Genomic DNA, 18,697 nt, shown 5'->3' on the forward strand with positions numbered 1-18,697 from the left:
TCAAGTCCTATTTTTCATCTTCAGGCAAAAAAAGAGCGGGCTATCTTTTCGATAACCAGCTCTTTTTTGATATTTAGCCCTATGCCTTAACTTAATGACATTGCCTATACGGGAGGTTCTTTTGGTGAAAGGAGGATGTCAAATGTCATGGAGGTCGTTGGTTACATAAATACGATATTCGAAAAAGTCTAGCCTGCTTGGGCTATTGCCCTTCATTGGCTCTCGTAGTGTAACTGGTTGCAGTTGCTCAGTAATCCTCCTGCTCGGTATCGATCTTTCCACCTTGATTGAGAAATTGGAGAAGGGATAATTATGAGCCCTTTTCCACCATATAATCCGAATACCCAAAATAATTTGGACTTTACAAAAAGACTGTTTTTAACGTACTCCGTGTAGATGTTGAAAAGCAGTCATATTTTTAAAGGAAATTTGATGATTAACATGTTATAATTAAAAAGAACCGGACGGTCCGGTCCGAGCGATTCGGTTTGATTAAAAAAATTATTAAGGAGGTGTAAAAATGAACATTCAAGTCGTTTTATTTGAAGGGTTTGATTTATTAGATGTCGTTGCCCCCTATGAAGTATTTGTTACAGCGAGCCAAATAACTAATGAGGAAATTAACGTTCGTTATGTAAGTGTCGATGGCCATAATTTAATGCGTAGTGGCGTTAATAACTACCCGATGGCAGTTGAAGAAAAGTTGGATCTTTCAAAGAAGGGAATTATTTTATTGCCAGGTGCGGCAGGGTCGTTAATTGAGGGAGACCCCGACTCCATTCCAATGAAATTGAAAAATGCTTCTGAAACGGAGTTGGGAGAACTTATAAAAAAAGCCATAAACGACCCGGAAATTTTAGTGACATCGGTATGTGGCGGTTCTATGCTGATGGCAATGACAGGTGTACTGGAAGGCAGGAACGTTGTTACACATCATATGGGAATGGATTTACTATCCGCAAGTGGTGCAAATGCTGTTCATGCTAGAGTTGTGGACGATGGAGATTTAATTACTGGCGCTGGAGTAACATCTGGTTTAGATCTTGCAATTTATGTTGTTGAAAGAGAATATGGTCCAAGGATCGCTCATGAAGTGGAAAAACTATTCCAGTATGAGAAACGAGGAACGGTTTGGAAGAATTCGGGCGCCTTACCTGTTGATTATCATTCGAATACAGGCGAGGATGAAGTGGAATCCAACCATCAGATGGGTGCGAGCAATAAGCATCAATCAGAAATTGATGGCATTTGGAAAGTTGAAATCTCAACTGCGATTGGTAAAATTCATGTGACTTATGATTTAAAGGTGAGAGACAATAAACTTCATGGCACGGCTACTACAGTCGATGATGAAACAGATGTTTCAATCTTAGAAGATACAGAGATTATCGGAAACAGATTGAAGTGGAAGCAACAAGTAAAGAAACCCATGAAATTAAACCTTAATTTTGATGTGACAATTAACGGTAATACCCTAGAAGGTAAAGCAAAGACAGGTATGATTTCTTCGAAATTATCGGGTAAGCGAGTATCTCCATAAACAAGTACTCTTTGGTGGAAGGGGCTTAGATTGTAAGCCTCTTCTAATCTAGTGCGGTAGCAAAAGCAAATAAAAACTACGATAACTTCTAATTAAGAAGGAGAAGATTAAAGTGAAACTATTCGTGGTAGGTGCAAACGGAGGCATAGGTAGGCTAATTGTTAGCCAAGCCCTAACTGATAAACATGAGGTGACTGCTTTTGTACGAAGAACGGAGGGGCTTGAATTAAGTCACTCCAATTTAAAGGTTGTAATCGGCAATATATTGGAAGAGCAACATAAATTACAGGATGCCATGAGGGGACATGATGCGGTTATTTCTGCGTTAGGAAACGGATTGGTTGTAAAGCGTAATGGAGGAAAGATTTTAAATCGTGCAATGAGTTCGGTCGTACAAGCTATGAACGTTAATAATATAAAACGATTATCGCTTTTGATGAGCTATGGCGCAGGTGAAACATTAAGCCATGCAAACATTTTTATTAAATTTTTAGGATATACCTTTTTTCATAAAGATTTTGCAGATTTGAGCGCAGCAGAAAAAGTCGTAGTTGAAAGTAATCTTGAGTGGACTATTGCATATTTTGGATCTTTAACTGATGAAACCGATAAAAATAAATATGTCGCTTCGTCTTCTCTAAAGACGCCTTCCAAATTGACGATCTCTCGTTCATGTGTTGCAGATTTTGTCCTCACCTCAGTTACTGATCGAAAGTTTGTTAAGCAACGTGCTGTGCTAAGTCGGTGGAACGGATGACCTTACTTAAAGGAAAAATTATTGTTGTGACTGGTGCAAGTTCAGGCGTTGGTGCTGCCGCGGCTAAAAAATTATTTGAATGCGGAGCTCACGTTATACCGGTGGGGAGATCAATCCAACGAACGAAGAAGATAGCCAAGGAGTTAGGGGTCAACCCATACACTGCTGACTTTACTGATCTAAACAGTGTAAGGAGTCTAGCCAATCAACTTCTAAATGATTTTTCAAAAATCGATGTATTGGCGAATAATGCAGGAGGAATTCCTATAGAGAGTGGATTAACCGTGGATGGCAATGAACCTATTTTTCAAGTGAATACATTGTCTCCATTTCTACTGACCCTGATGTTAACCCCACATTTGAAAAAAAATGGACGGATCGTGAATACCTCCTCTCGTTCTCATAAAGGAGCGTCCATAAACAAGAGAGATTGGCAAAGGACGAATGGGTTGCGGTCTCATGCGATTTATGCTCGAAGCAAACTTATTACTGGGATGTTGTTCAGGGAGTATCACAGACGACATTCAATTGAGTTTGCGGACTTTCACCCTGGACTCATCAGCTCTGATTTTGGTCGATATATGGGTTTTTACGCGAATATTTTGAAGGTAGTCTTTTCGCCGTTGCTTGCAACACCAGAAAAGGGAGCAGAAACATTAGTTTATTTGGCTGAAACGAGCACTAAACTTAATGGCGATTATTATGTACGGAAACAAAAAGCACAAGGGAACAGGATGCTTGACGATCCTACTTTATCGGCATGGTTATGGGACGAGTGCAAGCAAAGAATAGGAAAACTTTAATGAATTACATGACTTATGCAGCTAACTAGTAGAAAGCTCATGAAATAACGTTCATGATGTACTACCGTTCTATGCCATAGTTCCAGCGGAACGGGATCGGGTTTTCGTTGGCTTCTTGAAGGTAATTCAATACGTTGTTTTAATTCGTCTATAGATTTGACGCGAAGATGGCGAAGTACTTGTTTAGTCATTTTCACGAAAAAGCTCTCAATCACATTCAGCCAAGAACCATGTTTGGGGGTGAGAATAACCTCAAAGCGCTCCGGCCGAGTGTTCAGGTACGCGTTTGTTTCTTTGGAGATATGATCCGAATGGTTGTCTAAAATGATTTGAATGCGCAAACCCTGGTTGTAATGCGCATCCATGGCGATGGATGAAATCCTGTTTCTGGAACGCGGGAAGGTCGTGATGCGCGGGACGCATGAAGAACTGATATGAGCGCTATCGCAGGTTTATCAGTTGGATCTTTTGTGATGCGCGGGAAGAGTCGGGGCTGCAGCCTGCCTGGTTTCCAATATGTCGACCGGATCGATTGCATCGCTGCATCGATCGGGCGCAGCTTGCGGATTTACGAGGCGGCCCGCATCCTGTTGACGATTCGGACGGCTCACGTTTTTAGGAGCGGTTCCAGTTTTCTAAAGCACGCTTCCCATAGCCACGCGGCGGTTGATGGATCGTGAAGCAAGGGAGAACCTTGCCGGATGCGCTTGCGAACATAATAACCGCCATTCAGTTTTTCATCCGTCTCCACCAAATAAACCAGCGTCTCGGCTCCTTGAACGGGATTCGAGAGGAAGGGGGCGAAAACGACCTCAAAATATTCGCATAAAATCCCATGTAGCGTCCGAAGTCGGAGCTGATGATACCGGGATGAAAATCCGCGAATCCGATATCCGGATGCCGCCGCCCGTATTTGCGAAGCAAGATGCCAAGCGCCAGCTTGCTTCGGGCATAGACGGCATGAGGGCGAAGTCCCGAGGTGCGTTCCCAATCGCCCGAATGGAGCGAAGCTCCCTTATGCGACCGGAAAGAGGTATTAATGAATCTGCCTCGGCGTCTTCGAAGATGAGGAGTCAACAATAAGGTCAAAAGAAAAGGGGATAGCGCATTCACCTGGAAAATTGGTTCGTTCCCGTCATCCGTGACGGTGACCGGTTGGAATACCTCCGGCGTTGTTGGCAAGCACATCGATCCCGGGGAAATCATGCAGGAGCCGATCCGCCAATTCGCATACGTTGCGAAAACGGGAAAAGTCGACGGTATATCCTTTGACGCCCAACTCGCGGGCAATCGCTTCGGTGCGGCTGCCGGAACGCCCGACCGGGACCACGATGGCCCCCCGTACATGTAGTTCCCGCACTGCGGCGGCTCCCACTCCTGTACTCGCTCCGGTCACGACAATGATCTTTCCGACTGCAGAGGTTATGGGTTTCCCGTCGCTTTCCCCGGCCCGCTCAATACGACGCGCTGACGGATGTAGGCCCCGCCGGTAGCGGCGGACAGAAGGAAGTCGGCTACGACCGCACGAGGAATGGACAGTTTTCCGGGTGTGGCTAGCGAAGTGGATATGCCGTATCTTCCGCTCGCAGGATCGTCGGTGAGCGCTCCGAAATAGCAGATGGTCCAGTCGAGACCGCTGTCGACGACGCACCGTTCCGCCGCGCCCAGATTGACAAAGTTTTCCGGAATAGCGTCTTTCCGAGCAAGCGGATCCCGACATTCGCATGCTTCAGTGTCGGCCCGGCCCCATAGCTCAGCAGCAGCGCAAGTCTTTGGATCCCGTTTGCCTTCATGGCTTGAACGAGATGGGTCATGGCCGCTTCCATGATTTTCGGTCCGCCGTTCCCTTTGATTGCCAAGCCATTCCCCAGCGCGGACAAAACGGCATCATGTCCGGCCATCCTTGTCAAGAGTCGCTCTTCATCCTCCACGATGCGGCCAATGGTGACGTTCAATTGTTGGTGCGGCACTAGCCCGTCTTGCCTGCGAACGAACGCCGTCACCTGGTGGCCGTTCGCAAGCGCTTGCTGGACCATCTGGCTGCCGACAGCTCCGTTTGCACCTACGATAAAGAGCCTCATAAGCGTTTAACCTCCTCTGTACGTTGCACATAGCGTTGTTCCGTCACCGAGACCGTCCGATCCGAAGGTCGGTCAAGTCAGCCACTTCTTGCGAAGCGCGATTTCGGCCAGCACCAAATTGAGCGACAAGCTGCCCCATACGGCGAGCGCATACGAAGCTTCGTGCGACAGATGGAGGCCGTGTTCACCAAGCATCAACAGAAGATGAATGATCAGATTCGCATAGGTGAGGAAAAAGCTGCGTGTGATCCAGCACGTATGCTGCGCGACATTCTTTCGGCGAATATGGATGTAGCCGAGCCAGGTTGTGGCCAGCCAGAGGCTGTTCAGCACGAGGAAACCTACCATCGTCAGACTTCCCGGGACAAACCAGGCCATGTACAACCCCGGAATCACATTAAGCAGAATCGAAAGGACATAAATACGTCCATTCCATCTGTGCCAGGCGATCGCTTTTTGCCTGATGGCACGAATGGTGCCGACTGGCCCCGTAATCAGCGCGATGACAGCCAGAACGATGTGCGACCGGAGCATGAATGTCCAGAGCGGACGATCGGCCGTAAAAGCGTCTCTGGCGGCGAGCAATTGGTTGAAACCCGGATCCGATACGAAATTTTTGGTCAGCGTATGAGCGACCCACATGAACGAAACGACAGCGAACACAATGACAACGGCGGTTTTCTTTTCGGTGCGATTTTTCACGTCGGCATCCTTTCCTTGGATAAAATCGTGTCTAATGATAAATAATAGGACCGGACCGTCCGGTCTGTATTTCTATTATACGATACTTACCGTTCATTTTAAATAGACAACTTTGGGCGATTTGTGACAATATATAAGGAAACCCCCGCCGCCGCCGATCACATGATGAGGAGGAAGAAGCATGAGGAAACCAGACGAAATACGGGAAAAGATCATAGACCATGCCTTGCATTTGTTTAATACACGAGGCATCGCTCAAACATCGATTCAGGATATTATGCAGGCAACCGGCTTGCCTAAAGGGGCGATTTACCGACGGTTTGAAACCAAGGAATCGATTGTACTGGCTGCCTTCGAGAGGGCCGGGCAGATTTTGCAGGAGTTCTTCGTGCAAGCGGAACGCGAGGGGACGACGACCTTCGACAAACTCCTGAAAATCTCGGCGATTTATCAGGATGCCGTAGACAACCCTCCGATTCCTGGCGGTTGTCCGTTGCTGAATACGGCAGTGGAGAGCGACGGAACATTTCCCGAGCTTAAAAAGAAGGTGGCTGTTGCCTACGGCAGCATGGTCCGGTTCGTGCAGTCCATCATTGAGCAGGGCATTCGAAATGGGGAGCTTCGTTCGGGCACGGATACCGCCGACTTGGCTTCCTTCCTGATCGATTCGATGGAAGGAGCCATCATGGCGAGCCGGCTGACGGGCAGCAACGAACCCATTCAACGAAATATGAAATATATGGAGAGATTGTTGAGAAGCTATTTGATTCAGTAAATGGATTTGAAGCGGGAGTTCTTATCAAAACGATAAGCGGCATCCATAAAGGATGTTGCTTTTCCATTTTCATTGGTTCACAAATCATACACAAAAAATGTCTGGCGAAGGGAAAAAATCTAGGGTACAATTGGGTACGGGAACGGACCGGACGGTCCGGTTCTAAAATTCACAGTAAGGAGATGGAGACCTTGAAAATCCAAGTGGTATTGTTTGACGGTTTCGATATGTTGGATGTGATCGCACCGTTTGAAGTGTTGGGAGGTGCTTCGCTGCTGGCCACAGGAGAAGCTCCCGTCCAATTCGTATCGGCAGAAGGCAAGAGAAAAGTAAACAGCGGGCTGTATGAGGTGGAGTTTGAAGCTACGGCGCAACTGGATCCGAATGAAGCGGGCATTATCGTGGTACCGGGCGGCGCGGGAGATATGCAAGGGGACGGACCCGGCTCTATCTTCGCGTGGCTGAAGCAAGCTTCCGAATCCACACTTAAACCCTTGATGCAGCAAGCGATGGTCAACCCCGCCGTGATTGTGGCGACGGTATGCGGGGGTTCGACACTCCTTGGCATGATGGGTCTCATGCAGGGCAGACACGCAGTCACGCACCATCTCGGAATGGATGCACTACCATCTTTGGGGGTCATCCCCGTTCGCGCTCGCGTCGTAGATGACGGAAATTTGGTGTCAAGCGGCGGAGTGACCTCGGGTATCGATCTTGCGATGTACTTGGCGGAACGGACTTGGGGTTCCCGAATCTCCACCGAATTGGAGAGCATTTTTGAGCACGAACGTCGAGGCACCGTTTGGAAGAAGGAGCAGTCAATAGCAGGTTAAGGGGTTAATATACACTGCATAAGCTCAAAACTGAGGTATGACTTCGAAGCTGAGATGGTTTGATTTGCGTTCTATCCCTGTGTTGCGTCCCGGCTCCTTGCGGAATTGAGCACTTTTTTCACTGTGTCGAGAAGTAATAACCTTTGAAAATTGACTGTTTACCGCGAGTATACCGTGTGCTATTGGCAGTCCGTTATGTAAGCGTCGTTTACCCGCGGCGGCAACGACAGGCCTAGCGGCACCTGCAGAACCAGAATCTGATCTTCCCGGAGCGGCTCTTCGGGCACGCAATGTCGGCATTGAATTAGAGTCGCTTCCTCCGTCTCCTCCGTCGTGAGCACGCCGGCGGTTTCCCTCACAAACCGGCGGATGCTGATGGATTGTCGTCATAGGCTACGTAGCCTATGACTTATGATGACGCTTTCGATGCGGATCGGCACGATTCTCGCCGCTGGCGGCGTCCCGGTGCTTGCACATCCAGGGCAGATGAATAATTACGACGCGGTACCGGAATGGCTGGAAGCCGAACTGAGGGGCATAGAGGTCAAACATCCGGATCATAGCACGATGGATGAGGCTAGAGCACGGGTGCTGACTCATGAATATGAGCTGATTATGACGGGCGGATCGGATTTTCATGGCTTCTATGGTGACAAGAAGAGTCCGCTGGGGTCGCAGAGTCTAGGTATTCAAAGCGTAGAGGCGATAAAAGAGAAGAAGCGATTTCGCAATAACATGCTGAGCAACAAAAGCGTTGCTTCACGGGTAACAAAGCAATCATCCAACTGAATGGAATGTGTAGCTGGTTGTCCCGCACGGAACCGGACATTGCCCTTAGGGTGGTGTCCGGTTTTATCTGGGCAAATATTGAGGAGAAAGTGATGACCGAACCCATACATGTTTTACTCGTATCCGATCACGACATCTGTTTGAACGAATTAACCGCGCTTCTGGGAACGCAACCGGATTTTAACGTACATCCTGCAAACATCGGGAAGGAAGCAGAACGGTTACTGCTGCAGGAGCCGCTCAGTGTTGGGGTTCTTGGCTTCGAATTGATTACGCCTTTCTATGCAGGGTTGGAAATGGCGATGGAATTGCTGGCCGTCAAACCGATCCGGCTCATTTTGCTCACCTCGATGGACGAGAGGGAGGCGATTCTCCATGCTCTTATTATAACTTATTTTTCAGCCTCATGTGTCTCAGACTATGGGAGCATTATAGAGGAGCGGGACTAATTACAAACTTGACTTCGGTGAACGATTAGGAAAGGTTTATGGAGAACTTGCCCCGCTGCTCCCGCTCTCGTGGTTTCTGGCAGTAGTTAGGTAAGCTCTACGTTGCAGAGCTGAATTGCAAAAACGCAAGTCGCTTTGAAGCCCGGAACGCCGCCGCGCGGCACACTTAGCGGATTTTTCGCCAATAGTCCTGCCGTTATGACAAATTTAATACTCGTTAATGTAAGCAATACTTCTCAAGGATTGCAACAAGTGAGGGCGGAAGGTCGATTTCAATTTTATCCTTAGCATAGTTGTCTCCGGGGATATGAATACCCTTGGAGGACAGTCGTTCGATCTGTGATGCCATTCGAGCGGGAAAATCGGGAGCGAGTAGTTCGGGATTTAGGGCCACAATGAACAGGCCTACACCAGGCGAGTGACTCCCCTCCTCAAAGGATGGCGCATCAAGTGACCAGTTCGCACCTGTCGTACCTGCCGCGAGTATTTCAACCATGAGTGCGATATTAGCACCACGAGCACCTCCAAATGCAAGTAAAGCCCCCTTGATCGTTTCACGGGAATTCGTTGTGTTGTGCAAGGTATCCGCTGACTTCGCGGTTTAGCCCGATGTTGCCAAGGTCGCGTAAGTTGTCCCTCGCTTCGAGAACGACGATGTAGCCTTGCCTGCCCAAACGAAATTCTTTCTCTGCTTCGTCGTCCAGTTGAACCCTTAGTCTTCTTCACGTCCAGACGACCAGATGCGATCATCGAAAACACTTCGGGAAAAATATGGCGGTAGGTAATGTTGAGCTAGCCAACAAGCACCGGCTTTATATCGAACGATACACCACAACTTCTTGATAATGAACGTTCCATCTTGATTGAGAAATTGGAAAGGAGTTTCGCGACGTTTGATCTTAAAATCGGATTAAATGGGGGGGATTCAAAAGCCATCACCGATGTGATTTCAATTTCGTCCACCACTAGAAACGACGTTCGGATCAAGGAAAAGTCATTGCAATTTAGAACTTGCACTTTAGAACTGAATCATTTATTATGGATATTAAGGGTCCACATTAATCACAATATTGAGGAGGGAGGAAGGAAAATTGCAGTACTCCAAAAGTACAGATTATGCTCTACACGCCCTAATTCATCTGGGGAACTCGCAGCGTTGCAACAACGTCGGGATCAAGGAATTATCCGGGGTACTTGGTGTTTCCGAAAGCTATTTATCCAAAATCATGTCCAAGTTGAGGCAGGATGGGATCTTACGTGCGGTGCCAGGGGTGAACGGCGGTTACGAACTTGCACGACCTGCGGATCAGATTACGTTTCTTGATGTGATTCAAGTGATTGAAGGAAGGCAGAAGTTGTTCGAATGTTCCAATTCGAGTTCTCGGCAGCATCAGTTGTTAGCGGAAGAGGGGGCTGCACAATGGGATCTGAAACGTCCGGAAAAAAATGAATGTCTGGTAGAGAAAGTTATGTACGGCGCGGAACAGCATCTGTACCAATACTTGCGGGAATACACGATCCAGTCGGTACTGGATGAAGCATTCAAACGTTGTACCCATGGGGCAAACAAGAAGTGATACGCTTCTTGCGCCTTAATTATAGATATTACAGATCGATTAAGGAGGTATTTAAGAATGGAAAAACAACTTTTAGATGTGGCCATTATTGGCGGAGGACCAGCTGGGTTGAACGCCGCCCTTGTGCTTGGGAGGGCAATGAAAAGGGTAGCGGTGATCGATGCAGGCCGTCCCCGCAACGCTGTGACCCGCGAGATCCACGGGTTTCTTACCCGCGACGGGATCAGTCCGAGCGTGTTTCGACAAATTGCGAAGGAAGAAATCAGCGCCTATCCTTCCGTATCATTCGTGGCGGATATAGCGGTGTCTATCACGGGAACCGACGGACGGTTTCAGATTGAGACTGCGCAAGAACAAACTTTTACAAGCAAAAAAATATTGTTTGCCGTCGGCATGCAGGATCAGCCGCTTGCCATTCCGGGACTGGCGGACGTATATGGGAAAAGCGCTTTTGTCTGCCCGTATTGCGACGGCTGGGAATTAAGGTATCAACCGTTGGTCATCATTAATAAGGGGGCTGAGCTTATGCATTTTGCTCCACTCATATCCGGATGGACGAATCGTTTTGCCGTCTGCACGAATGGCCCTGATCAACTGACTGATGCCGAGCGCGAGGAACTCCAGCGAAATCAAGTGCCTCTGTTCGACTCGCCGATCCGATATATCGACTCCAGCCATGGCATCGTCCGGCAAGTCGTTCTTGAAGACGGGACGACCGTTCCATGCACGGGGATCTTTTTCAAACCAGAACTGGTAATAGGATCAGACTTACCGCGAACGATTGGATGCCAAATCACGGAATGGGGGGCGGTCGTCGTCGATGACTTCGGAAAAACGAACGTTCCTGGCATCTATAGCGCTGGGGATGCAGCATCGCGAATGCATCAGGCCATAGCTGCTGCCTCGATGGGCGCATTTGTCGCTGCGGTCATCAGTAATGAGCTAAATACAGAGGTTTGGAGGAGAAAAGGATGAGTAATTTGAACAATATCAAGCGCGGCCCGATCTTGTTTGCCCTGATTATCGGCCTGTTCGTCGCAGCTTTGAACGAAACGTTGATGGGTAATGCCCTTCCCGAATTGATGAAATCGTTTGATGTGTCTGCGGCGACGGCCCAGTGGCTTTCCACTGCCTTCATGCTCGTCGTTGGCGTACTTGTTCCGATGACGGCAATTTTGCAGCAATGGTTCACGACCCGAAAAATTTTTCTGTCAGCGATGAGCCTGTTCTTTGTTGGTACAGTGATCGCAGCGGTGTCGCCGACATTCAGCGTGCTGCTAATCGGACGGATTATTCAGGCGATCGGGACTGGCATGCTGCTGCCGCTTGTTATGAACGTCATCATGACCATTCATCCGCCGGATAAGCGGGGTGGAGCGATGGGAACATTAGGGCTCGTCGTTATGTTCGCGCCGGCGATTGGCCCGACCGTATCGGGTTTAATCGTTGACGGGCTTTCGTGGCGCTGGCTGTTTTACATCGTAACACCGTTTGCGCTGCTATCCGTTATTATCGGAGCCGCTGTGCTGAAGAATGTATCGGAAGTCACCAAACCGCGTGTGGATTTTTTATCTATCGTGTTGTCGACGATCGGCTTTGGTGGAATCGTCTATGGGTTCAGCAGTGCCGGCGAACACGGTTGGTCGGAACCGGCAGTTATCTGGACGATCGCGGCGGGTGGCGTTGCGTTGTTGCTGTTCGTCTGGAGGCAGCTTATATTGAAGCAGCCTGTCATGGATTTACGTGCGTTTAAATATCCGACATTTGCGCTTGTCGCGGTGCTGCTGTTTGTGCTTATGATGACCTTTTTCTCATCGGCCATCATGCTTCCGATGTTTATGCAAGGCGTGCTCCTGATAACGGCATTCAAGTCCGGTTTGATCCTTCTTCCTGGAGGAATCATCAATGGGTTCATGGCCCCGGTCTCAGGCAAGCTGTTTGACAAGTTTGGGCCGCGCGTTCTGGTCATTCCTGGATTGGTCATCGCTGTTATCTCACTGTGGCAATTCACCCGATTCAACGAAACGACGAGCACAGGCTTCCTCGTGGCCATTCACATCGCGCTGATGATTGGCATCGCGCTAGTCATGATGCCTGCACAGACGGCAGGACTTAACCAGTTGCCAAGCCATCTGCACCCGCATGGGACAGCGATCTTAAATACACTGCAGCAGGTGTCCGGCGCAATCGGTACTGCCCTATATATCAGTATTATGTCGAGCGGGCAGAAGCAGTATTTGAGCGGTGCAAACGATCCGCAGGCTCCGGCGGAAATCGCTAAAGGGCTCGCATCCGGCATCAACAACGCATTCTGGTTCGGCGTCATTATCGCGCTCGTCGCGCTTATGTTAGGTCTCTTTATCCGTAAAGGGAAATCGCCGGAGCAAGAACAGGCGGCTGGATGAATTAGCTCGAGAAGCTTTTAAACCGATTACACAGATTAAGCGTCCTTACGCGATTCTGGGAGTCAATGTATTGGCGGCAGATACCGAGGAGGAGGCGCGATGGCTGACTTCAACCTTAGAGCAGCAGTTTCTGGAACTAGTTTGGGGGACTCTTGGTCAAATGAAGCCGCCTGCCAATAAGTATTATCTCTGGTCTAACGCCCAATGGGTACTTGATCTAACTCCATTGTTTCCAAATTAACTATCAGGGCTACTAAACAAAAGGAGTCGGTTTCTATTATGAGTAATTCCACAAAATACGTTGGCTTAGACATGTCGTAGAAGCAAAGAGGATGCCGGTTTTTCAAAGGAGTAGCCTCTACCTAAGCGGTTAATGACACGGATAAGGCCGTTCAGAGACTCCGTATAAGCGTTTGTGATGCGGTGGTCAAAGTAGGCGAATACCTCTTCTTCCCAGTTTGCCATAGCCTTTGTAAGAGGCTCAAAAGCGGATTGTAATTGCTTCGGTATCTTGGCTTTCCAATCGTGATATTTTTGAGGAACGCCTTTTGTCTTGTATCGCAGTCCCATATATCGAAATAGGATTCCTTTAAGTCGTAAGCTATGCCAAGAGAGGGGTGATTCTTAGTCCATAAGTCAAGCGTTATCTTATCCATCTCTGTAAGCTTTTTATGGCGTTTCAGGAGGATAAATCGGTCGTGCATAAGCCCGCGCCGTTCCTTCGGTGATAAGCCCTCTCTAAGCTGTTTGCGGATGGTTAAAAATGCAGATGGGAATTAGGTTTCTTGATCCTGAAACGCACCGACCAAAACTTCGGGAAGGTGACTGTAAGGAATATTTCCGCATTATAAAAGCTGCCTACGGAATACCAGGGAATATTCAAGATACCGATGAACGTATATTCGTATACGGAAGGGCATTCCGTCGAAATGGAACTGTTGCAATGTCCATAGACTCCCCTGAGATGTTCAGCAAAAAGCTTTCATTTAAGTTAGGAGCCGTAAGTTTCCCTCTGATTAATAATAATCTTATAGTTCCGTCATTAAGTGATTCTGGATGGTTTTTGATCTTACATCCTAGCTCAGAACATAGGGAAGACGCGTTTGAGGTTATATCTTATTTAGTGTCGGAAGAATACCAACTTTATCTTTCTAGAATTGGTCGATTCTCTTCCTTATCAAACAGAAAGTACGAGGCGAATTATGGACAGGATAATCCGAATTTCTCAGAAAATAACATAGAATGGGTGTTTCAAGGTATAAAAACAGGTTGGGCAAATCCGCAAAGCCCATATGAGAATATGGCTGGAAGTATTGTTAGAAGTGAAATGGAACGAGCTGTGCGGAAAAAAATCCTATGGGAAGAGGCAATTGAAACAATGGAAAGACGGATTCTTGAGAAATTAAGCATTGAAATGCACGCAGTTTTTTAATGGCTTTATTAAGCTACCATGAAAGAACGGATTAACTTTCATGCTCTGTGGTGCAACGCAGGGGGTGCATGGGAGGCTAACGGGTACGATAGTTGAATAACAGAAAAAGCAGCCCAAAACTGTATTGTTCCAGTTTTGGGCTGCTTTTTGTTGATACTCCCCAAAATACATTTGTACAGCTAACCAAATGTATTTGTGTATTCGGAATGAATTCCTCTGGTTAAGAGAATTTTCATTAAGCGTCCTATTGAATAGGACGTTTTTGTTTTGAGTTTTTCTCTTCAGAAATTCTTTAGTTTTATCCCCGTAAGTTCCTTAGAATTTTAACTTAATATAATCTTATCGACTTTAACTGAGGAGGTTACGTTATTATTCTTATCGGTTTATTGACATGTGTTACGACCGGATATTTATTAGGCAGACTTTTCGGAAAACGAATGGTTGTAAAGTTTAACAAAAGCCGTCATTTTCTAAAGGCAGAAAAATTATTTGAGAAATACGGCGACATTGCAATGTGCTTAGGATTTCTCATTCCGGTCGTGCGTTATATAGTCCCTGTTTTCGTAGGCATAAGAGGCGTGTCATACAAGAAATTTGTTCTGATATCATATTCCAGCGCACTTGTTTGGACAGCTACATTTTTTACTCTTGGAAAGGTTTTTGGCGACAAAATATTGAGATTGCTAGCATTAGTTGATTATAAATCGGTAGGCATTGCTGCACTGATAACTGTCTTGGTATTTATCTTAAATAAGATGTTTAAGCCTAAAGTTGCCAATCACGTATTGTTGCATGAGCAAATCAACAATTGAAGAAAATAAGGAGAAGGATGGAGAATTTCATGGCTTCTGATCAATATTTAATGTTTTTACAAAAATTTATTCAAAATCCTAAGCAAATCGGTAGTGTATTGCCTAGTTCTCGATTTTTGGCTAATAAAATGGTTCAGTCTGTTCCGTGGAGCGAAGTTGGTTCTGTTGTTGAACTTGGATCCGGCACGGGTGCAGTCACTCGGTATATCAAATCGAGTGTATCGGACTTAACCAAAGTGTTTTTGTTCGAGAATGACGAAAACATGAAGGCTAATTTGCAGAAGCAATACCCTAATTTTGTATGTGACACAAACGCATGTTATTTAACAAATGTAATAAATCACCACGGCATCCATCAGTTAGACTGCATTATTAGCGGATTACCGTTTTTTAATTTTCCAAGAGAAATTCGAGAAACATTAATTGATCAAATTATCAAAGCCTTAAAACCGGGCGGCTACTTTGTTGCCTTTCAGTATTCTCTCCAGATGAAAAAGCATTTAGTAAATGCATTCGATATCGAAAGGATTAATTTTTTGCCGCTTAATTTCCCGCCAGCATTTGTGTATGTATGCCGTAAAAAAGGGGGGATTGCATGAATTACGACACACTCATACATTCTATTTCACAATTTGGATATGCCGCGTTATTTTTTGCGCTTGGCTTGGCATCGTGGGTATGCCGATACCAGACGAGGTCATCGTGATGACCGGAGGAGCTGTAAGCAAAACGGGTATTCTCCTTACGTTTCCAGCTTTTATTGTCACCTATTTAGGTGTGATTTCTGGGCTATCACTTGGTTATGTTCTCGGCAGAATTCTTGGAACACCGGTGCTTGATAAACTTCGGCGTAAAAAGAATATCGATAAGCATTTAAAAACAGCAGAAAACATGTTAAACAAATATGGAAATTTTGCTTTAAGCTTTAGTTACTTCATTCCGGTCGTCAGACATATTATTCCCTATTTAGTTGGGATTAATAAAATGCCGTATCGTCATTATGTGCTTTATTCTTTACACCGCTGGACTTGTTTGGACATTTGTCTTTTTTGTGTTAGGTCAACTAGCAGGAGCCCATGTGCAAAGTGTTGAGACAATGGTATATCATTACGGTATATATGTAGGACTTTCATTTACGATAATCATTTTTATGGTTTTTATTATTCAGAAGCCAGAAAAGGGGGAAAGCAAGATGAACACAGTACTAGTCGTAGACGACGACTCGGAAATTCGCGATGTTATTCACGTTTATTTGCGCAACGAAGGATATAAGGTGTTAGAAGCAGAGGACGGTCTTAAAGCGTTAGATGTATTAAAGGTAAACTCCGTGCAGCTCATTATATTGGACGTTATGATGCCCAATTTAGATGGTATAAAAACGTGTATGAAGATTAGGGAAACTTGGACAACACCCATTATTATGCTCTCTGCTAAAGAGGAGGATATCGATAAAATCACGGGTCTTTCTAATGGCGCTGATGACTATGTGGCCAAGCCCTTTAATCCTTTAGAACTGCTTGCAAGAGTAAAAGCTCAGCTTCGGAGGCAAACGTACACCGCAAAAGAATCAATCGATTCCGCGATTACTATACAAGAGCTTGTTATCGACAAAGCAAAGCATTTCGTATCGCTAAGGGGGAAAGAGGTTTCCCTTACACCTCTTGAATTTTCTATTTTGGAGTTATTGGCAAGCCACTCTGGGCAAGTTTTTAGTGCCGATAAAATTTATGAAACGTTGTGGAATGAACCCTCCGGCTATTCCGATAACACGGTCATGGTGCATATCCGCAATTTGCGTGAAAAAATGGAGGAACATCCAAGAAAACCGCAATATATCAAAACGGTTTGGGGAGTGGGATATAAAATTGATAAATACACTATTTAGCCTGATAAGAGGTAAAAAAAGCATCCGGGTCCAGATGTTTTGGGCGTTTGTTTTTAGTTTTATTATTGCGGTTGTTTCCATGGTGTTCGTCTCGAATTTTAATCAAACTTATGTGCCGACTATTTTTTTTGTGCCTATATTCATCTTCTCTTTTTATTTGCTAACCGGCCGCGTGGTCAGATACCTCATTGCTTTAGCAGATGGACTCGATATCATTTCAGAAGGAAATTTGGATTACCGCATACCTATAATGCTGCGAGAAGATGAACTTGGGCGAGTAGCACTAAGCATTAATGCGATGACTGAACGATTAAATCGACAGATTCAAAAGGAGCGGAAGATTGAAAAATCCAAGATGGACCTAATAACAGGTGTATCCCATGACTTGCGCACACCCCTTACGAGCATCATTGGTTACTTAGATTTATTAAGAACTAGTTCATTTCAAGATCAGAATGAGTATGAACGGTTTGTTCAAAACACATATAGCAAAGCCATTCATTTAAAAAAGCTCATAGACGATTTGTTTGAATACACTCGTTTTACATCTAGCAGCATTAAATTAAACCTGAAGCAAATTGATGTCCATCAGCTGCTTGACCAAATGATCTTTGAATTCGAGCCTATTGCTCAGGAAAACAGAGCATCCATTGACAAAGATATCGGTAATACCGCTGTTGTTACGGCAATTGATAGCGAAAAATTTGCGAGAGCCATCGATAATTTGCTGATGAATGCGCTCAAGTATTCCATTAAGCCGGGGACAATCCGCATCTCTATGAAAACGGATGAACAGTTTTTTTACATTACGGTCGAAAATGAAGGAACACCCATCACAAAAGATCAAGAGGAAAAACTTTTTGACCGTTTTTATAAAGGCGATCACTCGCGGCGAATCGAAGATATCCAAACGGGTACCGGTTTAGGTCTTCCGATCACCAGAAACATTGTTGAACTGCACGAAGGAACGGTAACGCTTACACATAATGACGGGATTTTCGTCTTTATAATTACGGTCCCCTTCAGAAATTCTTTAGTTTTATTCCCATAGGTTCTTTATTATTTCAACGGTGGAACTATAGCTCAATAGACATAAGGAGAAGGCTGCCGATACCATAGAACGGTAGCCTTCTCAGCTATCGGGCAGGATTGTTTAATTCACTTCGAGGATAATTTAAGAAAGGAGAATTTGGCGAAGTTCGCATATTAAACGTTATCCGAGAACCTCTAGCGGCTTGAAAATTAATTTATTGCATTAGTATAAACTCGTGAAAGGTGAAGATGAATGAAAACTTTTACTGTTGCTACTGTTCAATATAGTTATAGTACTCATGATCCAGAGCTAAACACAATGATTGATTCATTCATCAAAAAACAATAAAATGACTGCAAAAATTAAATGATTTTACTACCCATTTGTTATCGCAATATTATCCATGTGTGTATTATTCGTAAACGTCAAATAATCCCGACTTATTGGCTAGCACCTTTCACATGCCTTGAGGAGAGGGTATTCTCACTGAAAAGATGCAGGCCCCCTTAGTCTCTGGTTCCTGCGTCTTTGCCAAGTCATGGATCTTCCCCGATTCAGATGTAGAATCTAGACCGTTAAATTCTACTTGATAATATTCAATCAGAATTCGTAAGTGCTCAAAATTATATTCGCCTCGAGGGCTACCTATAATGTACCTATTACATGTCACAAACCAAACCAAAAAAGATTTGAAACGGCTGGATAGGCCGATCATTATGATTGTTCTCGGTATATTGGATGATATTGCAGAAAACCCTCATGCCGGTGAACCACTAGCCATATCACAGCCGAAATTAATGGGTGCATAGCCCTTCATGTCTCCA

28 protein-coding genes are annotated in these 18,697 nt (G+C 45.6%); 18 read left to right on the top strand and 10 right to left on the bottom strand.

Features of this window, described 5'->3' with window-relative positions:
- Window positions 1-520 precede the first annotated feature (520 nt).
- The 3 genes from ACFQ0C_RS09025 (at window position 521) to ACFQ0C_RS09035 (ending at window position 3,100) form a co-directional block, all read left to right on the top strand.
- Entirely contained in the window at window positions 521-1,540 is a 1,020-nt protein-coding gene (locus tag ACFQ0C_RS09025; RefSeq protein ID WP_379366011.1) for a DJ-1/PfpI family protein, read from the top strand.
- Between the two features lie 112 nt (window positions 1,541-1,652).
- On the top strand, window positions 1,653-2,297 hold the full coding sequence (locus ACFQ0C_RS09030; protein ID WP_379366012.1) for an NAD(P)-dependent oxidoreductase: 645 nt from the start codon (window positions 1,653-1,655) through the stop codon (window positions 2,295-2,297).
- Entirely contained in the window at window positions 2,294-3,100 is an 807-nt protein-coding gene (locus ACFQ0C_RS09035) for an SDR family NAD(P)-dependent oxidoreductase (RefSeq protein WP_379366014.1), read from the top strand. Before ACFQ0C_RS09030 ends, ACFQ0C_RS09035 begins: the two co-directional genes overlap by 4 nt.
- Here ACFQ0C_RS09035 and ACFQ0C_RS09040 read toward each other — a convergent pair.
- The 6 genes from ACFQ0C_RS09040 to ACFQ0C_RS09065 form a co-directional block, all read right to left on the bottom strand.
- On the bottom strand, window positions 3,097-3,465 hold the full coding sequence (locus tag ACFQ0C_RS09040) for a transposase (RefSeq protein WP_379366016.1): 369 nt from the start codon (window positions 3,463-3,465) through the stop codon (window positions 3,097-3,099). The genes ACFQ0C_RS09035 and ACFQ0C_RS09040 overlap by 4 nt on opposite strands.
- Window positions 3,466-3,829: 364 nt before the next feature.
- Window positions 3,830-4,282 (bottom strand): Rossmann-fold NAD(P)-binding domain-containing protein, encoded by a 453-nt coding sequence (locus tag ACFQ0C_RS09045; protein ID WP_379366018.1) that lies wholly within the window; start codon window positions 4,280-4,282, stop codon window positions 3,830-3,832.
- Window positions 4,236-4,496: an SDR family NAD(P)-dependent oxidoreductase gene (locus tag ACFQ0C_RS09050; protein WP_379366020.1), complete on the bottom strand. Its 261-nt coding sequence runs from the start codon at window positions 4,494-4,496 to the stop codon at window positions 4,236-4,238. The genes ACFQ0C_RS09045 and ACFQ0C_RS09050 overlap by 47 nt, the downstream gene beginning before the upstream one ends.
- 26 nt (window positions 4,497-4,522) lie before the next feature.
- Entirely contained in the window at window positions 4,523-4,768 is a 246-nt protein-coding gene (locus tag ACFQ0C_RS09055) for an NAD(P)H-binding protein (protein ID WP_379366128.1), read from the bottom strand.
- A complete protein-coding gene (locus tag ACFQ0C_RS09060) occupies window positions 4,654-5,181 on the bottom strand; it encodes an NAD(P)-dependent oxidoreductase (protein WP_379366022.1) in 528 nt (175 codons plus the stop codon). The genes ACFQ0C_RS09055 and ACFQ0C_RS09060 overlap by 115 nt, the downstream gene beginning before the upstream one ends.
- Before the next feature lie 72 nt (window positions 5,182-5,253).
- Window positions 5,254-5,883, bottom strand: coding sequence for a DUF2306 domain-containing protein (locus tag ACFQ0C_RS09065; protein WP_379366024.1), 630 nt, complete (start codon window positions 5,881-5,883; stop codon window positions 5,254-5,256).
- Between the two features lie 181 nt (window positions 5,884-6,064).
- On the opposite strand from ACFQ0C_RS09065, the gene ACFQ0C_RS09070 reads away from it, so the two are divergent.
- Window positions 6,065-6,658 (top strand): TetR/AcrR family transcriptional regulator, encoded by a 594-nt coding sequence (locus ACFQ0C_RS09070; RefSeq protein WP_379366026.1) that lies wholly within the window; start codon window positions 6,065-6,067, stop codon window positions 6,656-6,658.
- A 191-nt stretch (window positions 6,659-6,849) separates the two neighbouring features.
- Entirely contained in the window at window positions 6,850-7,491 is a 642-nt protein-coding gene (locus ACFQ0C_RS09075; RefSeq protein WP_379366028.1) for a DJ-1/PfpI family protein, read from the top strand.
- A gap of 24 nt (window positions 7,492-7,515) precedes the next feature.
- On the opposite strand, the gene ACFQ0C_RS39120 is transcribed toward ACFQ0C_RS09075, so the two are convergent.
- Window positions 7,516-7,881 (bottom strand): hypothetical protein, encoded by a 366-nt coding sequence (locus tag ACFQ0C_RS39120; RefSeq protein WP_445324349.1) that lies wholly within the window; start codon window positions 7,879-7,881, stop codon window positions 7,516-7,518.
- Window positions 7,882-7,917: 36 nt separating this feature from the next.
- On the opposite strand from ACFQ0C_RS39120, the gene ACFQ0C_RS09085 reads away from it, so the two are divergent.
- Window positions 7,918-8,280, top strand: a complete 363-nt coding sequence (locus ACFQ0C_RS09085) for a PHP domain-containing protein (protein WP_379366032.1) — start codon at window positions 7,918-7,920, stop codon at window positions 8,278-8,280.
- A gap of 92 nt (window positions 8,281-8,372) precedes the next feature.
- Window positions 8,373-8,729: a response regulator gene (locus ACFQ0C_RS09090; RefSeq protein ID WP_379366034.1), complete on the top strand. Its 357-nt coding sequence runs from the start codon at window positions 8,373-8,375 to the stop codon at window positions 8,727-8,729.
- A 217-nt stretch (window positions 8,730-8,946) separates the two neighbouring features.
- Here the strand turns inward: ACFQ0C_RS09090 and ACFQ0C_RS09095 are convergent, their stop codons facing one another.
- Complete coding sequence (locus tag ACFQ0C_RS09095; RefSeq protein ID WP_379366036.1) at window positions 8,947-9,309, bottom strand: Ldh family oxidoreductase; 363 nt, start codon at window positions 9,307-9,309, stop codon at window positions 8,947-8,949.
- Window positions 9,310-9,820: 511 nt separating this feature from the next.
- On the opposite strand from ACFQ0C_RS09095, the gene ACFQ0C_RS09100 reads away from it, so the two are divergent.
- The 4 genes from ACFQ0C_RS09100 (at window position 9,821) to ACFQ0C_RS09115 (ending at window position 12,952) form a co-directional block, all read left to right on the top strand.
- Window positions 9,821-10,306: an RrF2 family transcriptional regulator gene (locus ACFQ0C_RS09100; protein WP_379366038.1), complete on the top strand. Its 486-nt coding sequence runs from the start codon at window positions 9,821-9,823 to the stop codon at window positions 10,304-10,306.
- 57 nt (window positions 10,307-10,363) lie between these two features.
- Window positions 10,364-11,281 carry an NAD(P)/FAD-dependent oxidoreductase gene (locus ACFQ0C_RS09105; protein ID WP_379366040.1) on the top strand — a complete coding sequence of 306 codons (918 nt, stop codon included), beginning with the start codon at window positions 10,364-10,366 and terminating at the stop codon, window positions 11,279-11,281.
- A complete protein-coding gene (locus tag ACFQ0C_RS09110; RefSeq protein WP_379366042.1) occupies window positions 11,278-12,711 on the top strand; it encodes an MDR family MFS transporter in 1,434 nt (477 codons plus the stop codon). The genes ACFQ0C_RS09105 and ACFQ0C_RS09110 overlap by 4 nt, the downstream gene beginning before the upstream one ends.
- Window positions 12,712-12,781: 70 nt before the next feature.
- Window positions 12,782-12,952 carry a hypothetical protein gene (locus tag ACFQ0C_RS09115; protein WP_379366045.1) on the top strand — a complete coding sequence of 57 codons (171 nt, stop codon included), beginning with the start codon at window positions 12,782-12,784 and terminating at the stop codon, window positions 12,950-12,952.
- A gap of 65 nt (window positions 12,953-13,017) precedes the next feature.
- Here the strand turns inward: ACFQ0C_RS09115 and ACFQ0C_RS09120 are convergent, their stop codons facing one another.
- Together ACFQ0C_RS09120 and ACFQ0C_RS09125 are read right to left on the bottom strand one after the other, a co-directional pair.
- Entirely contained in the window at window positions 13,018-13,176 is a 159-nt protein-coding gene (locus ACFQ0C_RS09120; RefSeq protein WP_379366130.1) for a transposase, read from the bottom strand.
- The gene (locus ACFQ0C_RS09125; protein WP_379366132.1) at window positions 13,104-13,466 is read right to left on the bottom strand and encodes a transposase; all 363 of its coding nucleotides are present in this window, start codon (window positions 13,464-13,466) and stop codon (window positions 13,104-13,106) included. The genes ACFQ0C_RS09120 and ACFQ0C_RS09125 overlap by 73 nt, the downstream gene beginning before the upstream one ends.
- Before the next feature lie 8 nt (window positions 13,467-13,474).
- On the opposite strand from ACFQ0C_RS09125, the gene ACFQ0C_RS09130 reads away from it, so the two are divergent.
- From ACFQ0C_RS09130 to ACFQ0C_RS09160, 7 genes are all read left to right on the top strand, one after another.
- On the top strand, window positions 13,475-14,143 hold the full coding sequence (locus ACFQ0C_RS09130; RefSeq protein WP_379366047.1) for a type 2 periplasmic-binding domain-containing protein: 669 nt from the start codon (window positions 13,475-13,477) through the stop codon (window positions 14,141-14,143).
- 371 nt (window positions 14,144-14,514) lie between these two features.
- Window positions 14,515-14,955, top strand: a complete 441-nt coding sequence (locus ACFQ0C_RS09135) for a DedA family protein (RefSeq protein ID WP_379366134.1) — start codon at window positions 14,515-14,517, stop codon at window positions 14,953-14,955.
- Between the two features lie 29 nt (window positions 14,956-14,984).
- Entirely contained in the window at window positions 14,985-15,554 is a 570-nt protein-coding gene (locus ACFQ0C_RS09140) for a class I SAM-dependent methyltransferase (RefSeq protein ID WP_379366049.1), read from the top strand.
- Window positions 15,555-15,660: 106 nt separating this feature from the next.
- Window positions 15,661-16,047 carry a DedA family protein gene (locus ACFQ0C_RS09145; RefSeq protein ID WP_379366051.1) on the top strand — a complete coding sequence of 129 codons (387 nt, stop codon included), beginning with the start codon at window positions 15,661-15,663 and terminating at the stop codon, window positions 16,045-16,047.
- A gap of 100 nt (window positions 16,048-16,147) precedes the next feature.
- The gene (locus ACFQ0C_RS09150) at window positions 16,148-16,840 is read left to right on the top strand and encodes a response regulator transcription factor (RefSeq protein WP_379366053.1); all 693 of its coding nucleotides are present in this window, start codon (window positions 16,148-16,150) and stop codon (window positions 16,838-16,840) included.
- Window positions 16,821-17,891 (top strand): HAMP domain-containing sensor histidine kinase, encoded by a 1,071-nt coding sequence (locus ACFQ0C_RS09155; protein WP_483875016.1) that lies wholly within the window; start codon window positions 16,821-16,823, stop codon window positions 17,889-17,891. The genes ACFQ0C_RS09150 and ACFQ0C_RS09155 overlap by 20 nt, the downstream gene beginning before the upstream one ends.
- 632 nt (window positions 17,892-18,523) lie before the next feature.
- A complete protein-coding gene (locus tag ACFQ0C_RS09160; RefSeq protein WP_379366055.1) occupies window positions 18,524-18,682 on the top strand; it encodes a type II toxin-antitoxin system RelE family toxin in 159 nt (52 codons plus the stop codon).
- Window positions 18,683-18,697 lie beyond the last annotated feature (15 nt).

It is taken from the genome of Paenibacillus sp. GCM10027630 (assembly GCF_042676305.1).
Classification (GTDB): Bacteria; Bacillota; Bacilli; order Paenibacillales; family NBRC-103111; genus Paenibacillus_S.